The sequence below is a fragment of the Vibrio sp. 3-2(1) genome (assembly GCF_963887575.1).
Lineage (GTDB): Bacteria > Pseudomonadota > Gammaproteobacteria > Enterobacterales > Vibrionaceae > Vibrio > Vibrio anguillarum.
Window position 1 is genome coordinate 67,514 of the sequence record NZ_CAWPGB010000044.1, and the last position, 15,881, is coordinate 83,394.

Sequence of the window (15,881 nt, forward strand, 5' to 3'; positions counted from 1 at the left end):
CATCCTCTTAACGGCGTTTTTCTGGTAGCAATTGCGCTTTCAGCTCCGAAACCCACCAAGTATCAAGACCAATATCATATTTTGGCATCACGCTAGGGCGCTCGAATTTGTCCCAAGTTGCGATACGATATTGGCTCAGATACCACTGTGGGATCAGATAAAAATTCCATTGTAGAACGCGATCTAATGCTCGGCCTAAAGGCAATAATTTTTCTGGATGCTCTTGATTGGCGGCAATTTGTTCAGTGAGGAAGTCGACAACTGGGTCTGCCACTCCAGCACGATTGTACGTGGAATCGATGTAGTTTGAATTCCAGATAATCAACAAGTTAGGACTTGGGTAAGGATTCGCCGCATAGGCCGACGAAAGCATGTCAAAATCTCTATCGCGCAAACGCTTAAGATATTGTGTGGTATCCACTGAGCGAATCTTCATCTCGATACCAAGCTGTTTTAGATTTTTTTGCAAAGGAATAGCAATGCGTTCCGTGGTCGGACTGTAGATCAATAACTCAAACTCAAACGCTTTACCCGTTTCTTTATGGGTCATCACTTTATCTTTCAGCTCCCACCCCGCCTCTTTGAGCAATTGAAAAGCGACTCGTAGTTGTTGACGAATACGACCAGACCCATCCGTCACTGGTGGTTGGTATTTTTGGGTAAAAACACGTTCTGGGATCTTATCTTTTAGTGGTGTAAGAATAGTGAGTTCATCAGTAGAGGGAAGACCTTTCGCTTCATACTCTGTGTTTTGAAAATAGCTACGCGTTCGCGAATATTGATCGTAGAACATATTTTTGTTCATCCATTCAAAATCCATCGCATAGGTCAAAGCCTCGCGCACTTTCGGATCACTAAACACTTCTCGTTGAATATTAAATACAAAACCTTGGGTTGAAGCTGGGCTATTATGCGCGATCGCTTCTTTCTTGATGAATCCTTTATCAAAGTTCAATCCAGTGTATGAGCTGGCCCAAAACTTCGCCGAACTCTCTTGGCGAATATCAAATTCCCCAGCTTTAAATGCCTCAAGCATTACGGTATCGTCGCGGTAATAGTCGTATTGGATCTGCTTGAAATTATGCCGCCCAATGTTGACTGGTAAGTTGGCAGCCCAATAATCTTTCTGCAACTCATAAGTGACACTCTGCCCAGTTTGATAACGTACGACTTTGTAAGGACCGCTGCCGACTGGCGGTTCATTTAATGGTTCTGCTAAGTTTTTATCCTGCCAATAGTGCTTAGGCAACACTTGAGTTGATTGAGCCAAACTAAAAAGCTTTTCTCTATTAGGTTCTGACATCTCAATACGAACCGTTAAAGGATGGATCGCCGTTACCGATTTAACCGCTTTGTAAAACAGTCGATATTGAGGCACTCCTTCTGTCATGAACTTGTTGAACGTAAACTCAACATCTTGCGCGGTGATCGGTTTACCGTCTTGAAAACGTGCGTTCGGGTTGATATCTAGTTCTAGCCACGAATAGTCATCAGAATAACGAACTTTAGAAGCAATCAATGGATAATAGGTATCAATTTCGTCGCTGGGCGCAAACATCAGTGAATCATAAAGCTCACCACTGCCTGCCGCCGGAGCGCCTCGGGAAGCAAAGCGGTTAAAATTGTCGTAAGTACCCACCTCGCCATAAGTTACTTTTCCGTACTTAGGCGCGCTTGGATTAACATAATCGAAATGAGAAAAATTGGCGGGATATTTGGCTTGCCCAACGCCGGATAATGTTGTGGTTTCTACAACATCCGCAGTCGCCAAAGCACTCATCAGCAGCACAGTCACACCTAACAGCGTAGGCTTAATTTTTCTCATACTAGAATCCTTCCATTGATAACTTCGCGACATTCCATCGGTGTAAACTATTAATAATTCAGTCACTTGGGTAAGTATAGAGAAAAATAAGATTTACGAAACCCCAAGCTGCAATTATAACGAAACAACTTGGCATTGCTGGTAAGTGGTGCGTCGCAATAAGAATTGGTAACTTTGTGGTTTTAGGAACGAAACGTATAGAAAACGCCGCGATGAGATAAAAAGCCCTGCCATGCAGGGCTTCATCGACTTTAACCATCTGTGGTAATTTGGCTGATCAGCTCTTTTTCTACCTGCTCGGCCATTTCAAGAGCAATTTGGCACGTTCCAGCCGCTTGATGGCCTCCACCACCATATTTGAGCATTAATCCGCCCACATTGGTTTTCGAGCCACGATCAAAAATAGATTTCCCCGTAGCAAACACGATATTTTGCTTCTGAAAGCCCCACATTTTGTGAATCGAGATATTACACTGGGGAAATAAGGCATAAATGATAAACCGATTCCCCGCGTAAATAATTTCTTCGCCCGTCAAATCAAGAATGACAAGGTTTTTATAGACTTTGACACAACGTTGAATCTGCTGTTTAGATAGAATTTCATGCTCACGGTACAAAGTAACGCGCTCTTGAACGTCCGGCAGAGCAAGAATCTCGGCAATGGAGTGGTTCGCACAGTAGTCGATAAGATCCATCATTAACTGATAATTGGAGATACGAAATTCATGGAAGCGCCCTAAACCTGTTCTTGCATCCATCAGGAAATTCAGTAAATTCCATCCCGCAGAATCAAGCACTTCATCCCGAGTAAACTGCGCGGAGTCACCTTTGTCGACAGCAATCAGCATCTCTTGCCACTGAGTGGGAAACGTATCTAGTCCGCCATAATATTGCCATACTACATGCGCGGCAGACGGCGCGTTTGGATCAATAATATGATTCGGCCTTTCACCTTGATTGCGAATAGTTTCCGATAAGTGATGATCAAAAATTAAGTGAGCATTAGCGACGTAAGGCAGGTTAGTGACAATGTCACGCTCAGTTGTCGTCACCTTCCCATCTTGCATATCCTTTGGGTGAACAAACACGATCTCGTCAATTAGGTTGAGTTTTTTGAGCAACACGGCACAAACCAGCCCATCAAAATCGCTGCGTGTCACTAATCTAAATTTACTTTCAGCTTGTTGATGCTCAGACATAGACAATTTCCTTATTAGCAGTCATATCACTGCTCGGCGTGGGTTTAAGCAGTGTTTTGTATATCAGATCCTGAGTTAACACCTTTTAGGTTTACCAATGCAGGTGGTATGTTTTCATTTTAGACGCCATCGTCTTTTTAACAAACTTAACATAATGGTTTTCAAACATTATTCAACACAGCGCATCATTTTATTGAGCAAATATCGAATAAAGTAATGAGGAATGAAGACTGCTGTTACAACTAGGGAGTTGGAGGTAAGAAAAAGCCAGCAACAAGTGCTGGCTGCTAGGTTGAGCTAAGAAGTAAGGTATATCTATTTACGTTTATCCTGCACGTACTTTCGGCTCACATCAACAAGCGCTACATCTTTAAAGAAACTACGACCAAGTAACAGTGGGTAAGTCAGATGTGTACGATCGGCAAGCGTAAATTCGGTTCTCTCTTTGAGATCACCAATTTCAATCCAAGCGACAACGACCGCACGTCTTTGTGTCCCCTCTGCACTGGATTGCCGAATTCTGACCCAGCGTTCAACAGGTAAACTTATCTCATCACTTTTGATGTCATCGTGTTCAATCCTGAACTTGACCCAATCATTTCCATCGCGTTCAAAAGCAACAACATCCACGGCACTAATTGAAGAGGTGGCCGCCCCGGTATCGATACGCGCTTTGAAGCTTTCGTTCAAACTCGGCACATAAACCCACTCTTTTTCGCCCAAAATAAGCTTACCATCAGAGGTTTTTTTGGCCTTCACCACCACTGGCTCTTTTGAAGGTTTTTCAACCGGTTTTTGTGCCTCAGTATTTTGTTGTTTTGGCTCTTCAACTTTTGGCTTTTGCTCTGGTTGTGTTGAGGTTTGGTTTAGCGTACTACATGCCATCAAACCAGTACTCAACATTAAAAGAGCAATAAGTTTCAAGTGTTGTTTCATTGACCCACCTAATCAAACTGATAAATATTTAAGAGACATTCACTATGGCTTGAGCAACATACGGAATATGTTGTTCTGATAAGCCTGCAATGTTAATTCGGCCATCACCTACCCCATAGATTCCATATTGATCACGTAGCTGAGCCATCTGTTCTGGAGTAAAGCCTAGCACAGTAAACATCCCTTTGTGACTTTCGATAAAGTCGAATTGTGAAGTATTGTGCTGATTTCTCAAATGATTACACAAGGTTTGACGCAGGTTTAACAAACGCTGTTGCATTTCACTTAACTCTTGCTTCCAAATCGCGGTTAATGCTTGATTTTGTAAAATAGTTTTCACCAGTGCAGCACCATGATCGGGCGGCATAGTATAGGTCGAACGGGCTAACGTTAGTAATTTACCTTTTGCATTCGCTACATCTTGTGCGTTTTTACCGACAACAATCGCGGCACCAGTTCGTTCTCGGTAGAGACCAAAGTTCTTTGAACAAGAGGTGGTGATCAACATCTCTTCGACGTTGTTTGCCATAAAACGCAGCCCTTTCACATCCTCTTCAAGACCTTCACCAAACCCTTGGTAGGCAACATCAACAAAAGGGATGAAGCCATTTTTCTGCGCAAGACTGGTGATCGCTTGCCATGCGGCGAAATCAATATCCGCGCCAGTTGGGTTATGGCAGCAACCATGGATAAGCACCACATCTTTTGGCCCTGCTTGCGATAAATCATCAAGCATCCGTGCAGTATCGACTTGCTTAGTCTCGCGACAGAAGTAAGAATAATATTTCACTTTTAAACCCGCCGCTTCCATCACAGGTTTATGATTGACGTAACTTGGGTCAGTAATCCACACCGTCGTTTCTGGTTGTGCTACGTGCATTAAGTCACCGAGCATACGCAGCGCACCACTTGCTCCGGGCGTTTGAATCGCAGCCACACGATCAAGCACTGAAGTGCCAGACAATAATAAGTTCACCATGCTTTGGTTAAACTCTTCACACCCAGCAAGCCCAACATACGATTTAGTGGTTTGTGTGGCAATCACGTGCTCTTGCGCTTTGGCAATGGCGCGCATAATCGGCGTCTCTCCTTGGCTATTACGATAAACGCCAATGCCTAGGTCAACTTTTTCGCTGCGAGGATCGTTGCGGTATGCAACCGATAATGAAAGTATTGGATCGAGTGTTGGTGTTGGTAAATGTGAAAACATGAAGGTCACAACCCTTTGAAATTCAAGTAATGACCTTCAAGTTAGCACTAGATACATAATTTTTACAGTTTAAATTGATGGATTATTTGATTGGCACTGCCTCGCCATTCTAAGCTTGGATCGGCTTTATCCTGTTCAAATTTTCCATCAATCAAGACATCAACATATTCAATGACTTGTCTTTGAGCATCACTGAGTTCGTTTAGGGTATATCCCGTCCATAACCAGATATCTTTCCCCACACATTCAGTCTTTACTCGTTTAACCAATTGCAAAATAGAAGTAAGGTTTTGCGGGTGTAAGGGATCGCCACCCGACAAGGATAATCCTCGGCGCTTGATGCGCGTGTCGTTCAAATCGGTGATGATCTGCTGCTCTAGTTGCTCATTGTAAGTGTGGCCAGAATGCAGCGACCAAGTCCCTTTGTTGTAACATCCTTTGCACTGATGTTCACAGCCGGAGACGAACAGCGTACAACGCGTCCCCGGGCCATTCACAACATCAATCGGATGATATTGGTGATAATTCATGCCAACAGGTTACTCACTATCACTTACAAGTGTTTAACGCGACGTTTAACTTCTTCTTGTTTACCGAAGTTAAACGGACGAGCATCTGGGCTACCAAGGTAGCCACACACGCGGCGGGTTACGGAGACTTTGGATGAGTCGTGGTTACCACATTTAGGACAGGTAAACCCTTTACTCGTACACTCAAATTCGCCAGTAAAACCGCATTCATAGCACTCATCAATTGGCGTATTGGTCCCATAATAAGGAACACGGCTGTAACTGTAATCCCAAACGTTTTCAAGCGCTTCTATGTTTTTCTGCATATTCGGGAACTCTCCATAACAGATAAAACCACCACTTGAAACCTCTGGATATGGCATCTCAAAATCAATCTTATCGTATGGATTAACTTTCTTTTGCACATCCAAATGGAAGCTATTGGTGTAATAACCTTTATCCGTTACGCCTTCAATCACACCAAATTCTTTGGTGTCGATACGGCAGAAACGGCTGCAGAGATTCTCACTTGGCGTACCGTACAAACTGAATGCGTAACCGGTTTCTTCCGCCCATTGGTTAACGGCCCCTTTCAGGTATTTAATAATATCTAACGCGCGATCTCGCAGTTCACTATCATCATAAACATGTGTATCACTGCCATAGAGTGCAGTAATGGTTTCGTGCACACCGATGTAGCCCAAAGAGATAGATGCTCGGCCATTTTTGAATATATCGGCAATAGAATCATCGGCTTTTAAACGAACACCACATGCCCCTTCCATATACAAAATAGGTGCGACGCGTGCTTTGACTTTTTCAAGGCGGCTGATGCGAGTTTCTAAAGCACGGCGAGCCAGTTTTAATTTTTTATCGAGTAATGTGTAGAACTGTTCAATATTTCGGCCCGCTTTCAGCGCGATACGAGGTAAATTGAGACTGACTACCCCCAAATTATTCCGCCCTTCGTGAATCAGCTCACCACCTTCTTCATAGGTATTTAAGAAGCTGCGGCAACCCATTGGGGTTTTGAATGAACCAGTAACTTCAACTACTTTGTCGTAGTTGAGAATATCCGGGTACATGCGTTTGGTCGCACACTCTAATGCGAGTTGTTTAATGTCATAATTTGGATCTTCCGCTTTATGATTTAAGCCATCTTTGATGGCAAATACCAATTTAGGGAATACAGCCGTTTTACGATTTTTGCCTAAGCCAGCAATGCGATTTTTCAAAATTGACTGTTGAATCAATTTAGAGGCCCAACTGGTCCCTAGACCAAAGCCGAAAGTGACAAACGGAGTTTGCCCATTCGCGGTATGCAAAGTGTTGACTTCATATTCAAGTGACTGGAATGCGTCGTAGCACTCTTTTTCTGTACGGGACATAGCAAAGGCTTCGGGATGATGAATATCCCACTCTTTTGCTATTTCTAAATGTTTGTCGTAACTGGCTGTCACATAAGGTTCAAGCACTTCATCGATACGGTTGATGGTGGTGCCGCCGTAAATATGGCTCGCAACCTGAGCGATAATTTGCGCGGTCACTGCGGTGGCGGTTGAAATTGATTTTGGCGTATCAATTTCCGCATTACCCATTTTAAAGCCATGAGTGAGCATGCCTTTTAAATCAATCAGCATGCAGTTAAACATTGGGAAAAAGGGAGCGTAATCCAAGTCATGATAGTGGATATCACCCTCTTCATGCGCTTGCACAATATCACGCGGTAAAATGCGGGTTTTAGCGTAGTGTTTCGCCACAATACCAGCCAGTAAGTCACGCTGCGTTGGGATAACTTTGCCGTCTTTATTCGCATTTTCATTGAGCAGATCGGCATTACTTTCTTCGATAAGGCCTTCAATCTCTTGCGTCAAGGCACTTTGCTTTTCACGCGCGATATCACGATCGTGTCGGTACTCGATGTATGAACGAGCTAATGCTTTATAGGGCCCTTGCATTAGCTCGTTCTCTACTAAGGTTTGAATCTCGGCGATATGGACTTCATCGTAATCTTTGAGCTTCAGTTCTACCGCCAACGCCACATTGAGTGCGTAAATAGCGATCTCTTTATCAATATGTTCAGCTGCACTTTCCACGGCAGATTGAATGCGATCACGGTTGAACGGGGCTCTCGATCCGTCACGTTTGATTACGATAGGTTTCACCATTTCTCCTTACCCCTAGCATACTCACAGAGTTATCCACAAATACACTATATAGAGCAGTTTATTATCCGACTGACACAATATATTGTGGTGCATTTAACGAAAACTCCCAACTTAGGGTATTGATTTGGATCAATAAAAACCGAGCATTGAACAAGATCAATGCGATCTTGGAGTAGTAGATCTCACTTAGAAAAGAAACGATGAAAATTGCAAATTTTTGATTTTTCCTCTTGAAATTTCACCGAACCTGATAGGCTAAGCCTTCGGATTCGATCAGTGAGGTATTGCGATGTTAAAATCAAAATGTGTATGTCGATTAGCGGCAGCAATACTCTTTATTCCCTCTTTCGCGACTTGGGCACAAAGTCTCACATTAGCGACATGAAATGTCGAATTCCAGCACACTATTTCATGATTAATCGAGGTCATTTCGTTGCCAAAAAACATCATCCATACTTTTCTTGGAATGGCTTTTCTTGAAACACTGTCCTCGGGCGAGCCAAGTGATAATAGATGGCCGAAATGAAGTTAATAGGAATGATCAATCCGCACATTGATCGACTTTAACAACTACAGCACGATTTTTACCCGCCGACTTGGCTTGGTACATTAAACTGTCCGCAACAGTAAGTGAGACCTTATCAGGAACAAGATCGTAATAGGCGCCACCCAAACTGATACTGAGCGTGATGGTATCACTGGCTACTCGCATTGGATTTTCATAGACAGATTGACAGATATATTGAGCTTTCAATTTGACCTCTTCAAAGGCATAGAGAGTAAGAATAATGGCGAACTCTTCTCCACCTAAACGAGCAATAAAGTCATTATTGGATAACTTTCTCTGTACATGTCTAACCACATGAATAATGGCTTGATCACCCACTTCATGACCAAACTGATCATTGATTAGCTTAAAGTTATCAATGTCAAACACCAATAAGGTAAAGGGGACGGGAGTTCCTTGCAATTCTGCTATCTTTGATTGGAAGTGTCGGCGATTACTGATTTTTGTTAGCTCATCAGTTTGCGCCAATTTCTCTAGCAAGTGATTTGCTCTCTCTAAATCGATGGTTTTATGTATGACTGCGCGTCTTAACATCAAGATGTAAATACAGAGAACCATCAGAGCTACGCTAATGATGATCGGGATAAAATATTTTGGGTAAACCGTTTCCATGTAGATCCAGCGACTAAATAACTGCATTTTAGAGGCATCAGATACCTTATCTGTCGCATTTGCGAGCTTCTGCCAAAGAACGTCATTGCCCTCTTTCACCCCAAAGCGCAACGGCTCAGAATAGAGATACTTAACTGGCACATATTTTTTCGGGCTATTTTCTGTAAACATAAAGAGATTAGCGACTTGATAATCGCTAATAAACCCTTCTAATTTTGCACTGGAAGCGGCATACAACATATCTTCATTCGTGGCAAAGTGGACCAAGTTTAGTTTAGGTAAATATTGAGCTGCGTAATACGCCTCATAGCCACCCGATACAACGCCAACCTTAATATCGATTTCACCTGAAAATATTTTGTCAAAATCCGTACCGAGTAAGTGTTGATCTAAGAATACGTGCGTCTCGATCGCCATAATTTCAGGTCCAAAATCGAGGAACAGATCTCGCTCAGGTGATTGAATTAGACCCGCATGAACGTCGGCTTGCCCATGTTTAACCAGCTCTAGTGATTCGTTCCAGCTTACTAGTTTAAATTCAACATCGAACCCGCTTTGCTCAGCAACGACTTTCCAATAATCGACTAAGATTCCGGCAGGCTCTCCTTGCTTATTAATATACGAATACGGTTTCCACTTGGCTGAGCTTGTAATGACCAGAGGTTGAGAAAGATCATGCTCGCTGGAGAGCGCTTCGCCGACTTCTGCCGTAGAAGCGATGACTGGAAGCTGCAGCGCCAATACAGCCATCACTCGAGAAAATATTATCAATAACGCAGATTTCAGTTTCATGTTTTCCTAACTGGGGAGTTTAGTTGACTCAAACACGATTAAGCTCGCACCGCTTTTCTTGTTATGAAACATCTTTAGTTATAATCATAGCGAATTTATCCGTAATCTACCTATTTAAAACTGCATTTTTAATATCCATTGCCTGCTGACATTTTAAAGCTGACAAAAAGGGCGCTGACTACTCAGCGCCCTTTTTATAGTTAGAGCAAGGGAATAGTTAGAACAGAAAGATCAATGACGCATAACCGTATAATACAAAACAGGAATAACCAATAAAGTTAAGACGGTAGAAACAAAGATGCCGAAAATCAGGCTAATGGCTAGGCCATTAAAAATGGGATCATCTAAAATAAATACCGCCCCGATCATGGCCGCTAAAGCGGTAAGCATGATGGGTTTAGCACGAACAGCCGCCGACTGAATAACCGCTTCGGAAAATGCCACACCTTCTTCAACCTGCTGATTAATGAAATCAACCAGCAAGATGGAGTTACGTACAATAATCCCCGCGAGTGCTATCATCCCAATCATCGACGTGGCGGTGAACTGAGCACCAAGTAACGCATGGCCGGGCATGACGCCAATAATCGTCAGTGGAATTGGAGCCATAATGATCAACGGAACAAGGTAGGACTTAAACTGCGCGACAACCAGTAAGTAAATAAGGATCATCCCAACCGCGTAGGCAATGCCCATGTCGCGGAATGTTTCATAAGTGATCGTCCATTCACCATCCCAGAAGATTTCGACACCATTTAACCCTGTAGGTTGGTGGATATAATACTGTTCCACAGGTAGGCCAAGTGCATTGATGTTGAACACCATTTCAAACATACCGTATAAGGGGCTGTCTGTTTCACCCGTCATATCCGCCACCACCATCACCATTGGTAACAGGTTTTTATGCACAATGTAGTCATCCATTTGAGTTTGGCGAATAGTGACTAAATCAGACAATGGGTATGCACTGCCCGCAGTGCTCGCTACTTTCATGTTCAACACTTGATCTAATCGGACTTTGGCGTTTTCACTAGCTTGCACTTGAATGGGGATTGGGTACTTGCTGTGCTCACTGTGCAAATAGGTGATCGGCTTTCCACCGACGGCCGTCGCCAAAGCATCGACTATCGAAGCATAAGGTACTTGATAGTGTGACGCTTTGCTGCGATCAATCACTACTTGCCATTTTTGATGCACTTCCGGTAGATACATATCGATATCGACAATATCCGCTGTTTCGTGGAAGATCCCGCGTAGCATCCTTGCCGCTTGTGCCCGAATGTCATGTGTCGGACCATAAACTTCCGCTAAAATAGGTGACCAAACGGGTGGCCCCGGTGGAACTTCAACGACTTTGACTTTACCGCCAAATCGGCTGGCAACCTCATTAAGCTTGGGGCGTACCTCACTTGCAATCGTATGACTATCTTTATCGCGCTCTTTTCGCCCTAACAGGTTCACCTGAATATCGCCTTGGTTGGCTTGATTGCGCATAAAATAATGACGCACAAGGCCATTGAAGTTGATCGGTGCGGCTGTACCTGCGTAAATCTGATACCCACTGACTTCAGGCACGCTATTTAACACCGCGCCAAGTTCAAATAAAACGCGTTGCGTTTTCTCAAGCGACGCCCCTTCAGGCATATCCAATACCACTTGAAACTCTGATTTATTATCGAAAGGCAGCATTTTTAAAACCACGGCCTTTGTGATTGGCAGTAATAGGGAGCCAGCAATAAGCGCAAATACCGCAAGCATCAAGAAAAAGCGGTTACGTCTTTGTGCAGCCGAGACCACGAAAGGATTCATGATTCGGTGAAAGATGCCTTGAGTTGATTGAGATTGTGCTTGATGCGATGAAGGCTTAAGAAACTTGGCCGCTAACCAAGGTGAAAAGACAAATGCAACCGCCAATGAAATCAGCATTCCCATCGAAGCATTGATGGGAATTGGGCTCATATACGGGCCCATAAGCCCAGAGACAAAGGCCATTGGCAATAGTGCGGCAATCACGGTTAAGGTGGCAAGGATTGTGGGTCCACCCACTTCATCAACCGCCGTAGGAATGAGATCCACCAGCTTGCGCTTACCTAACGCCATATGACGGTGGATATTTTCCACAACAACAATGGCATCGTCCACTAAAATGCCAATAGAGAAAATTAACGCAAAAAGCGAGACCCGGTTGAGTGTAAAACCCCATGCCCATGATGCAAACAGTGTCATCATCAAGGTGACAACAATAGCCATACCGACCACGATAGCCTCGCGCCATCCCATCGCAATAACCACCAAAATAACGACTGCAGTGGTTGCAAAAATCAATTTACCGATCAATGTATTGCTTTTATCGGCGGCGGTTTTCCCGTAGTCACGCGTGATTTCAACACTGATTCCGTGTGGAATTAACTGATTTTCAAGTTCTGCAACTCGAGCTTCAACCATCTCAGCCACACGAACGGCGTTTTCACCTCCTTTTTTAGCGATGGCTAAGGTAACTGCTGGATAAATACCTTGCTTATCACTGGTCCAAACTTGTTGGGTTGATGTATCAACACCCAATTGAACCGTAGCGACATCCGCTAAATATATCGGTGTCTGGTTATGCAGCCCAATCACCAATTGCTTTACTTCTTCAACTTTTGTTAAAAACTGACCAATTTGGACGGGAAACTGCTGATTTTCATGCGTCAGTTTCAACATTGGAGAGCTGTGGTTCGCCGCAGGAAGATGCTGATTCAGTTGATCTAACGTGATGCCAAAGCTGTTCATTTTAACGGGGTCTAAACGTACATCAACAATAGTAGGGTGGCGACCTATCGTATAAATATCTCGTGTACCATTAATGCGTTTGAGCTCTGTTTCTAAACCATGGGCCACTTGCGTTAACTGCTGGTTGTCCAAAGTGCCCGTTTTATCGGATAACGTAATGCTGACGATAGGCACATCTTCAATGCCTTTAGGTTTGATGATCGGCTCGCCCACCCCAACGCCTTTTGGCATCCAATCTTTATTGGAATAGAGTTTATTATAAATACGAACCACGGCGTCGTTTCTAGGAACGCCGACATCAAAGATAGCCACAATCATCGCACCATCGGGTTGTGAAAAAGAGTAAATTTTATCAATTCCCTCAATTTCAGAGATGATCTGCTCTGCTGGGTTCGTCACTAAACTTTCCACTTCCGCCGGAGAAGCTCCGGGAAAAGGAATATACACATCGGCAAAGGTCACATCGATTTGCGGCTCTTCTTCTTTAGGAGTAACCATTACCGCAAAAACGCCCATCAGTAACCCAACAATCGCGAGCAACGGCGTCATCGCTGAAGTCTGAAAAGCTTTGGCAATACGTCCTGAGACGCCTAAACGATTATCCATATCACTCACCTACTTGTGTAAATACACGGCTTGCAACCGTATCGCCTTGTTCCAAGCCAGATAATACTTCCACATATTCACCATAGGTTTGCCCTAATCGCACTGGATTTAGCAGTCGTTTATCATCAACGATGCGATATACGGCACTCAGTTCTGCTCGGCGAATCACAGCGGCAACAGGAATGAGCATCACCTCACGTTGACCATAATTAAACTCTGTCTTGACCCACATTCCTGGCATCACTTGCCCGAGCTTGTTAGTTTGATCTACACGAGGCAGTTCAAGACGGATTTTGAATGTATGTGATTGAGGGTCGGCATAACTGAATAAGCTGTAATCGATTGGGGTTATTTTATCGCCCGTAGGCATAATGACTTGGAATTGAGCAACATTGGTGACTGCAGGCTGATAGCGCTGCGGAATGGCCGTTTCAACACGCAACTCATTGAATGAGAAACCACTGAGCAGCGCAGTACCCGGAGCCACCGTTTCACCCAGCTCTACATGTCGCTCCGTCACGACACCATCATAAGGGGCGGTAATATTGGTGTATCCAAGTGACTCCTTCGCCTGCACGACTGCGGCTTTTGCCGCCTTGACGGCCGCAGCAGCACTTCGAGCTTGAGCTTCAGCGCCATCCATTTGGTCTTGTGAAATCGCACCTTTAGGAAACAGCAGTCGATAACGCTTTAGTTGAGCTTGAGCTTCACGATTTCGAGCCTCTGCACTGGTTAACTGAGCTTGAGATGCGTCTAAAGAAGCCGATTGCTGAATAGCGCTGATTTCTAATAGCACGTCGCCCTTTTTAACAAAATCGTTAACGTCGACATACACACCAACGACTCGACCAGAGGTTTGAGCCGCAACTGTCCCTTTGTTAACTGGCTGGACAACACCTTCAAATGCAATCTGCTGTGGTATCTGCTCATAGGTCACGATATAACGATCATCAGCATAGCCAACGGCCCAATAACCGCTCGTGATTAAGGCAATACACGCAATCCAAATTCGCCTTTTCATACCCATCCCTCATGTTGATCGTTACGATTCCACTTGCTTATTGAATTCTAGTTAGATTAAACCGTTTGCGTTTGCTGTTGTTTATTATTCTTAATGCAGATCAACAAATTAGTTGCACCAAGCCCAACCATCATTGAGACAAAGAATAGCCATACCTCAATATTACCCAGTGCAAGGCTTGATAGTGCTGGCCCTGGACAGATGCCCACTAATCCCCAACCTAACCCAAAAATCGCAGCACCAGAGATAAGCCGGGTATCAACACTGCGAGTCGTCGCTAAACAGAATTTTTCTGCGTTTATAGGCTGCTGTCTTGCTTTAATAACGATGAAATAGGTCGGCATAAAAACGGCTAATGCGCCTCCCATCACAAACATTAAGCTTGGATCCCAAGAACCAGCCACATCCAAAAAACCTACGACTTTGGCTGGATTGGCCATTCCTGAGATAACCATACCCGCACCAAACAAAATACCTGCCACTAACGAGGTTAATCTAAACAACATCTGATTCATTTTGACTCACTTATAGAAGATGAAGGCGTACAAACACAGTAATGGCAGCAACGCCCATGAAGGTACCTGTCGCCGCAATAGAGCGAGTGGATAGTCGACCAACACCACAGATGCCATGGCCACTGGTGCAACCATTTCCTAATCGAGTGCCTACCCCAACTAATAGGCCAGCAAGCGCCAAAACACCGTTATTAAAGTTAAAAGTTTGCGGCACTTGTGCATTTAAAAACCAAACGGCAATAGCACCACCAGTTACCATGCCAAGTGCAAATAACAAACGCCATGCAAAATCACGCGTTTTAGGCGTCATCAATCCCGTTAATACCCCACTTATCCCAGCAATTTTGCCGTTAAACAGCAACATGAGTGAAGTTGATATCCCTAGTAAAACACCACCTAACAACGATTCCCAAGGAATAGAAAACAACATTATTTATCCTTTTAACCTATGACAAATGAACTAATTACAAAAGACAGTCTGCAAACTTTGAATAAGCTGTACAACCCGCGGATCCGATAGCGAATAGAAGACTTGCTGTGACTCCTTTCTTGCTTTGATCATATTTTGCTTACGAAGCACGGTTAAATGTTGCGAAAAGGCTGATTGACTTAACATCGAGCTTTGCTGCAATTCTCCAACGCCCACCTCACCATTAATTAACTGGCAAAGCACCATCAAACGCTCAGGGTGGGCCATCGTTTTAAGCAACTCTGAAACCTCTATCGCATTTGTTTTCATTTGCTCCACATTGACTGATGTGATCTCCATCATTCCCCCTTCGCATTGCATTTAATTAGATAATACTAATGAATGAGCTTTAGTCAACGCTTATTTAGCTTATCCAAAATTAGATAAATTAACATTAGACATTGCTAATCAATAAATTTATAGTGACTTTAATTTACAACGGAGGGTAACAACATGACGATTGAAAATGGGGTAAGAATATTGGCGGGCAGCATGGTACTGCTGTCGATCGTTTTAACTGTGTTTGTCCATTCAAACTTTATTTGGCTAACGGTATTTGTTGGAGTGAACTTAATTCAAAGCGCTTTCACAGGGATTTGTCCAGCGGCCTTTTTCTTGAAAAAGCTTGGCCTGCCCTGAGGATTTACTTACCTTACCATGCCGCTTTTGTTTAATTTTA

Annotated in this window: 13 protein-coding genes; 1 reads left to right on the forward strand and 12 read right to left on the reverse strand. The window is 43.8% G+C overall.

Annotation, left to right across the window (positions count from 1 at the left end):
- Positions 1-7: 7 nt before the first annotated feature.
- The 12 genes from AACQ79_RS13415 to AACQ79_RS13470 form a co-directional block, all read right to left on the reverse strand.
- Positions 8-1,825: an extracellular solute-binding protein gene (locus AACQ79_RS13415; protein WP_170899212.1), complete on the reverse strand. Its 1,818-nt coding sequence runs from the start codon at positions 1,823-1,825 to the stop codon at positions 8-10.
- Between the two features lie 251 nt (positions 1,826-2,076).
- Positions 2,077-3,024 (reverse strand): exopolyphosphatase, encoded by a 948-nt coding sequence (locus AACQ79_RS13420; protein WP_170899213.1) that lies wholly within the window; start codon positions 3,022-3,024, stop codon positions 2,077-2,079.
- 315 nt (positions 3,025-3,339) lie between these two features.
- Entirely contained in the window at positions 3,340-3,960 is a 621-nt protein-coding gene (locus tag AACQ79_RS13425) for an ATP-dependent zinc protease family protein (protein WP_013867861.1), read from the reverse strand.
- A gap of 28 nt (positions 3,961-3,988) precedes the next feature.
- Positions 3,989-5,170 (reverse strand): amino acid aminotransferase, encoded by a 1,182-nt coding sequence (locus tag AACQ79_RS13430; RefSeq protein ID WP_013867862.1) that lies wholly within the window; start codon positions 5,168-5,170, stop codon positions 3,989-3,991.
- Positions 5,171-5,232: 62 nt separating this feature from the next.
- Positions 5,233-5,700, reverse strand: a complete 468-nt coding sequence (gene nrdG / locus AACQ79_RS13435; RefSeq protein ID WP_013867863.1) for an anaerobic ribonucleoside-triphosphate reductase-activating protein — start codon at positions 5,698-5,700, stop codon at positions 5,233-5,235.
- Between the two features lie 23 nt (positions 5,701-5,723).
- Positions 5,724-7,844 (reverse strand): anaerobic ribonucleoside-triphosphate reductase, encoded by a 2,121-nt coding sequence (gene nrdD / locus AACQ79_RS13440; RefSeq protein WP_026028505.1) that lies wholly within the window; start codon positions 7,842-7,844, stop codon positions 5,724-5,726.
- A 544-nt stretch (positions 7,845-8,388) separates the two neighbouring features.
- Positions 8,389-9,819 (reverse strand): transporter substrate-binding domain-containing diguanylate cyclase, encoded by a 1,431-nt coding sequence (locus tag AACQ79_RS13445; protein ID WP_170899214.1) that lies wholly within the window; start codon positions 9,817-9,819, stop codon positions 8,389-8,391.
- Positions 9,820-10,050: 231 nt separating this feature from the next.
- Entirely contained in the window at positions 10,051-13,197 is a 3,147-nt protein-coding gene (locus AACQ79_RS13450; RefSeq protein ID WP_170899215.1) for an efflux RND transporter permease subunit, read from the reverse strand.
- A gap of 1 nt (position 13,198) precedes the next feature.
- Positions 13,199-14,218 carry an efflux RND transporter periplasmic adaptor subunit gene (locus AACQ79_RS13455; RefSeq protein WP_373433510.1) on the reverse strand — a complete coding sequence of 340 codons (1,020 nt, stop codon included), beginning with the start codon at positions 14,216-14,218 and terminating at the stop codon, positions 13,199-13,201.
- A gap of 56 nt (positions 14,219-14,274) precedes the next feature.
- The gene (locus AACQ79_RS13460) at positions 14,275-14,733 is read right to left on the reverse strand and encodes a YeeE/YedE family protein (RefSeq protein WP_017047210.1); all 459 of its coding nucleotides are present in this window, start codon (positions 14,731-14,733) and stop codon (positions 14,275-14,277) included.
- Positions 14,734-14,743: 10 nt separating this feature from the next.
- Positions 14,744-15,163, reverse strand: coding sequence for a YeeE/YedE family protein (locus tag AACQ79_RS13465; protein WP_013867869.1), 420 nt, complete (start codon positions 15,161-15,163; stop codon positions 14,744-14,746).
- A 30-nt stretch (positions 15,164-15,193) separates the two neighbouring features.
- On the reverse strand, positions 15,194-15,523 hold the full coding sequence (locus AACQ79_RS13470) for an ArsR/SmtB family transcription factor (protein WP_013867870.1): 330 nt from the start codon (positions 15,521-15,523) through the stop codon (positions 15,194-15,196).
- A gap of 132 nt (positions 15,524-15,655) precedes the next feature.
- On the opposite strand from AACQ79_RS13470, the gene AACQ79_RS13475 reads away from it, so the two are divergent.
- On the forward strand, positions 15,656-15,841 hold the full coding sequence (locus AACQ79_RS13475) for a YgaP family membrane protein (RefSeq protein WP_170899217.1): 186 nt from the start codon (positions 15,656-15,658) through the stop codon (positions 15,839-15,841).
- The last annotated feature ends 40 nt before the right edge of the window (positions 15,842-15,881 follow it).

Bases quoted from the DNA above. Each gene is read 5' to 3' on its own strand.
- AACQ79_RS13415 (WP_170899212.1), bottom strand. From the start codon at position 1,825: ATGAGAAAAATTAAGCCTACGCTGTTAGGTGTGACTGTGCTGCTGATG.
- AACQ79_RS13420 (WP_170899213.1), bottom strand. From the start codon at position 3,024: ATGTCTGAGCATCAACAAGCTGAAAGTAAATTTAGATTAGTGACACGC.
- AACQ79_RS13425 (WP_013867861.1), bottom strand. From the start codon at position 3,960: ATGAAACAACACTTGAAACTTATTGCTCTTTTAATGTTGAGTACTGGT.
- AACQ79_RS13430 (WP_013867862.1), bottom strand. From the start codon at position 5,170: ATGTTTTCACATTTACCAACACCAACACTCGATCCAATACTTTCATTA.
- nrdG (WP_013867863.1), bottom strand. From the start codon at position 5,700: ATGAATTATCACCAATATCATCCGATTGATGTTGTGAATGGCCCGGGG.
- AACQ79_RS13445 (WP_170899214.1), bottom strand. From the start codon at position 9,819: ATGAAACTGAAATCTGCGTTATTGATAATATTTTCTCGAGTGATGGCT.
- AACQ79_RS13450 (WP_170899215.1), bottom strand. From the start codon at position 13,197: ATGGATAATCGTTTAGGCGTCTCAGGACGTATTGCCAAAGCTTTTCAG.
- AACQ79_RS13455 (WP_373433510.1), bottom strand. From the start codon at position 14,218: ATGAAAAGGCGAATTTGGATTGCGTGTATTGCCTTAATCACGAGCGGT.
- AACQ79_RS13460 (WP_017047210.1), bottom strand. From the start codon at position 14,733: ATGAATCAGATGTTGTTTAGATTAACCTCGTTAGTGGCAGGTATTTTG.
- AACQ79_RS13465 (WP_013867869.1), bottom strand. From the start codon at position 15,163: ATGTTGTTTTCTATTCCTTGGGAATCGTTGTTAGGTGGTGTTTTACTA.
- AACQ79_RS13470 (WP_013867870.1), bottom strand. From the start codon at position 15,523: ATGCAATGCGAAGGGGGAATGATGGAGATCACATCAGTCAATGTGGAG.
- AACQ79_RS13475 (WP_170899217.1), top strand. From the start codon at position 15,656: ATGACGATTGAAAATGGGGTAAGAATATTGGCGGGCAGCATGGTACTG.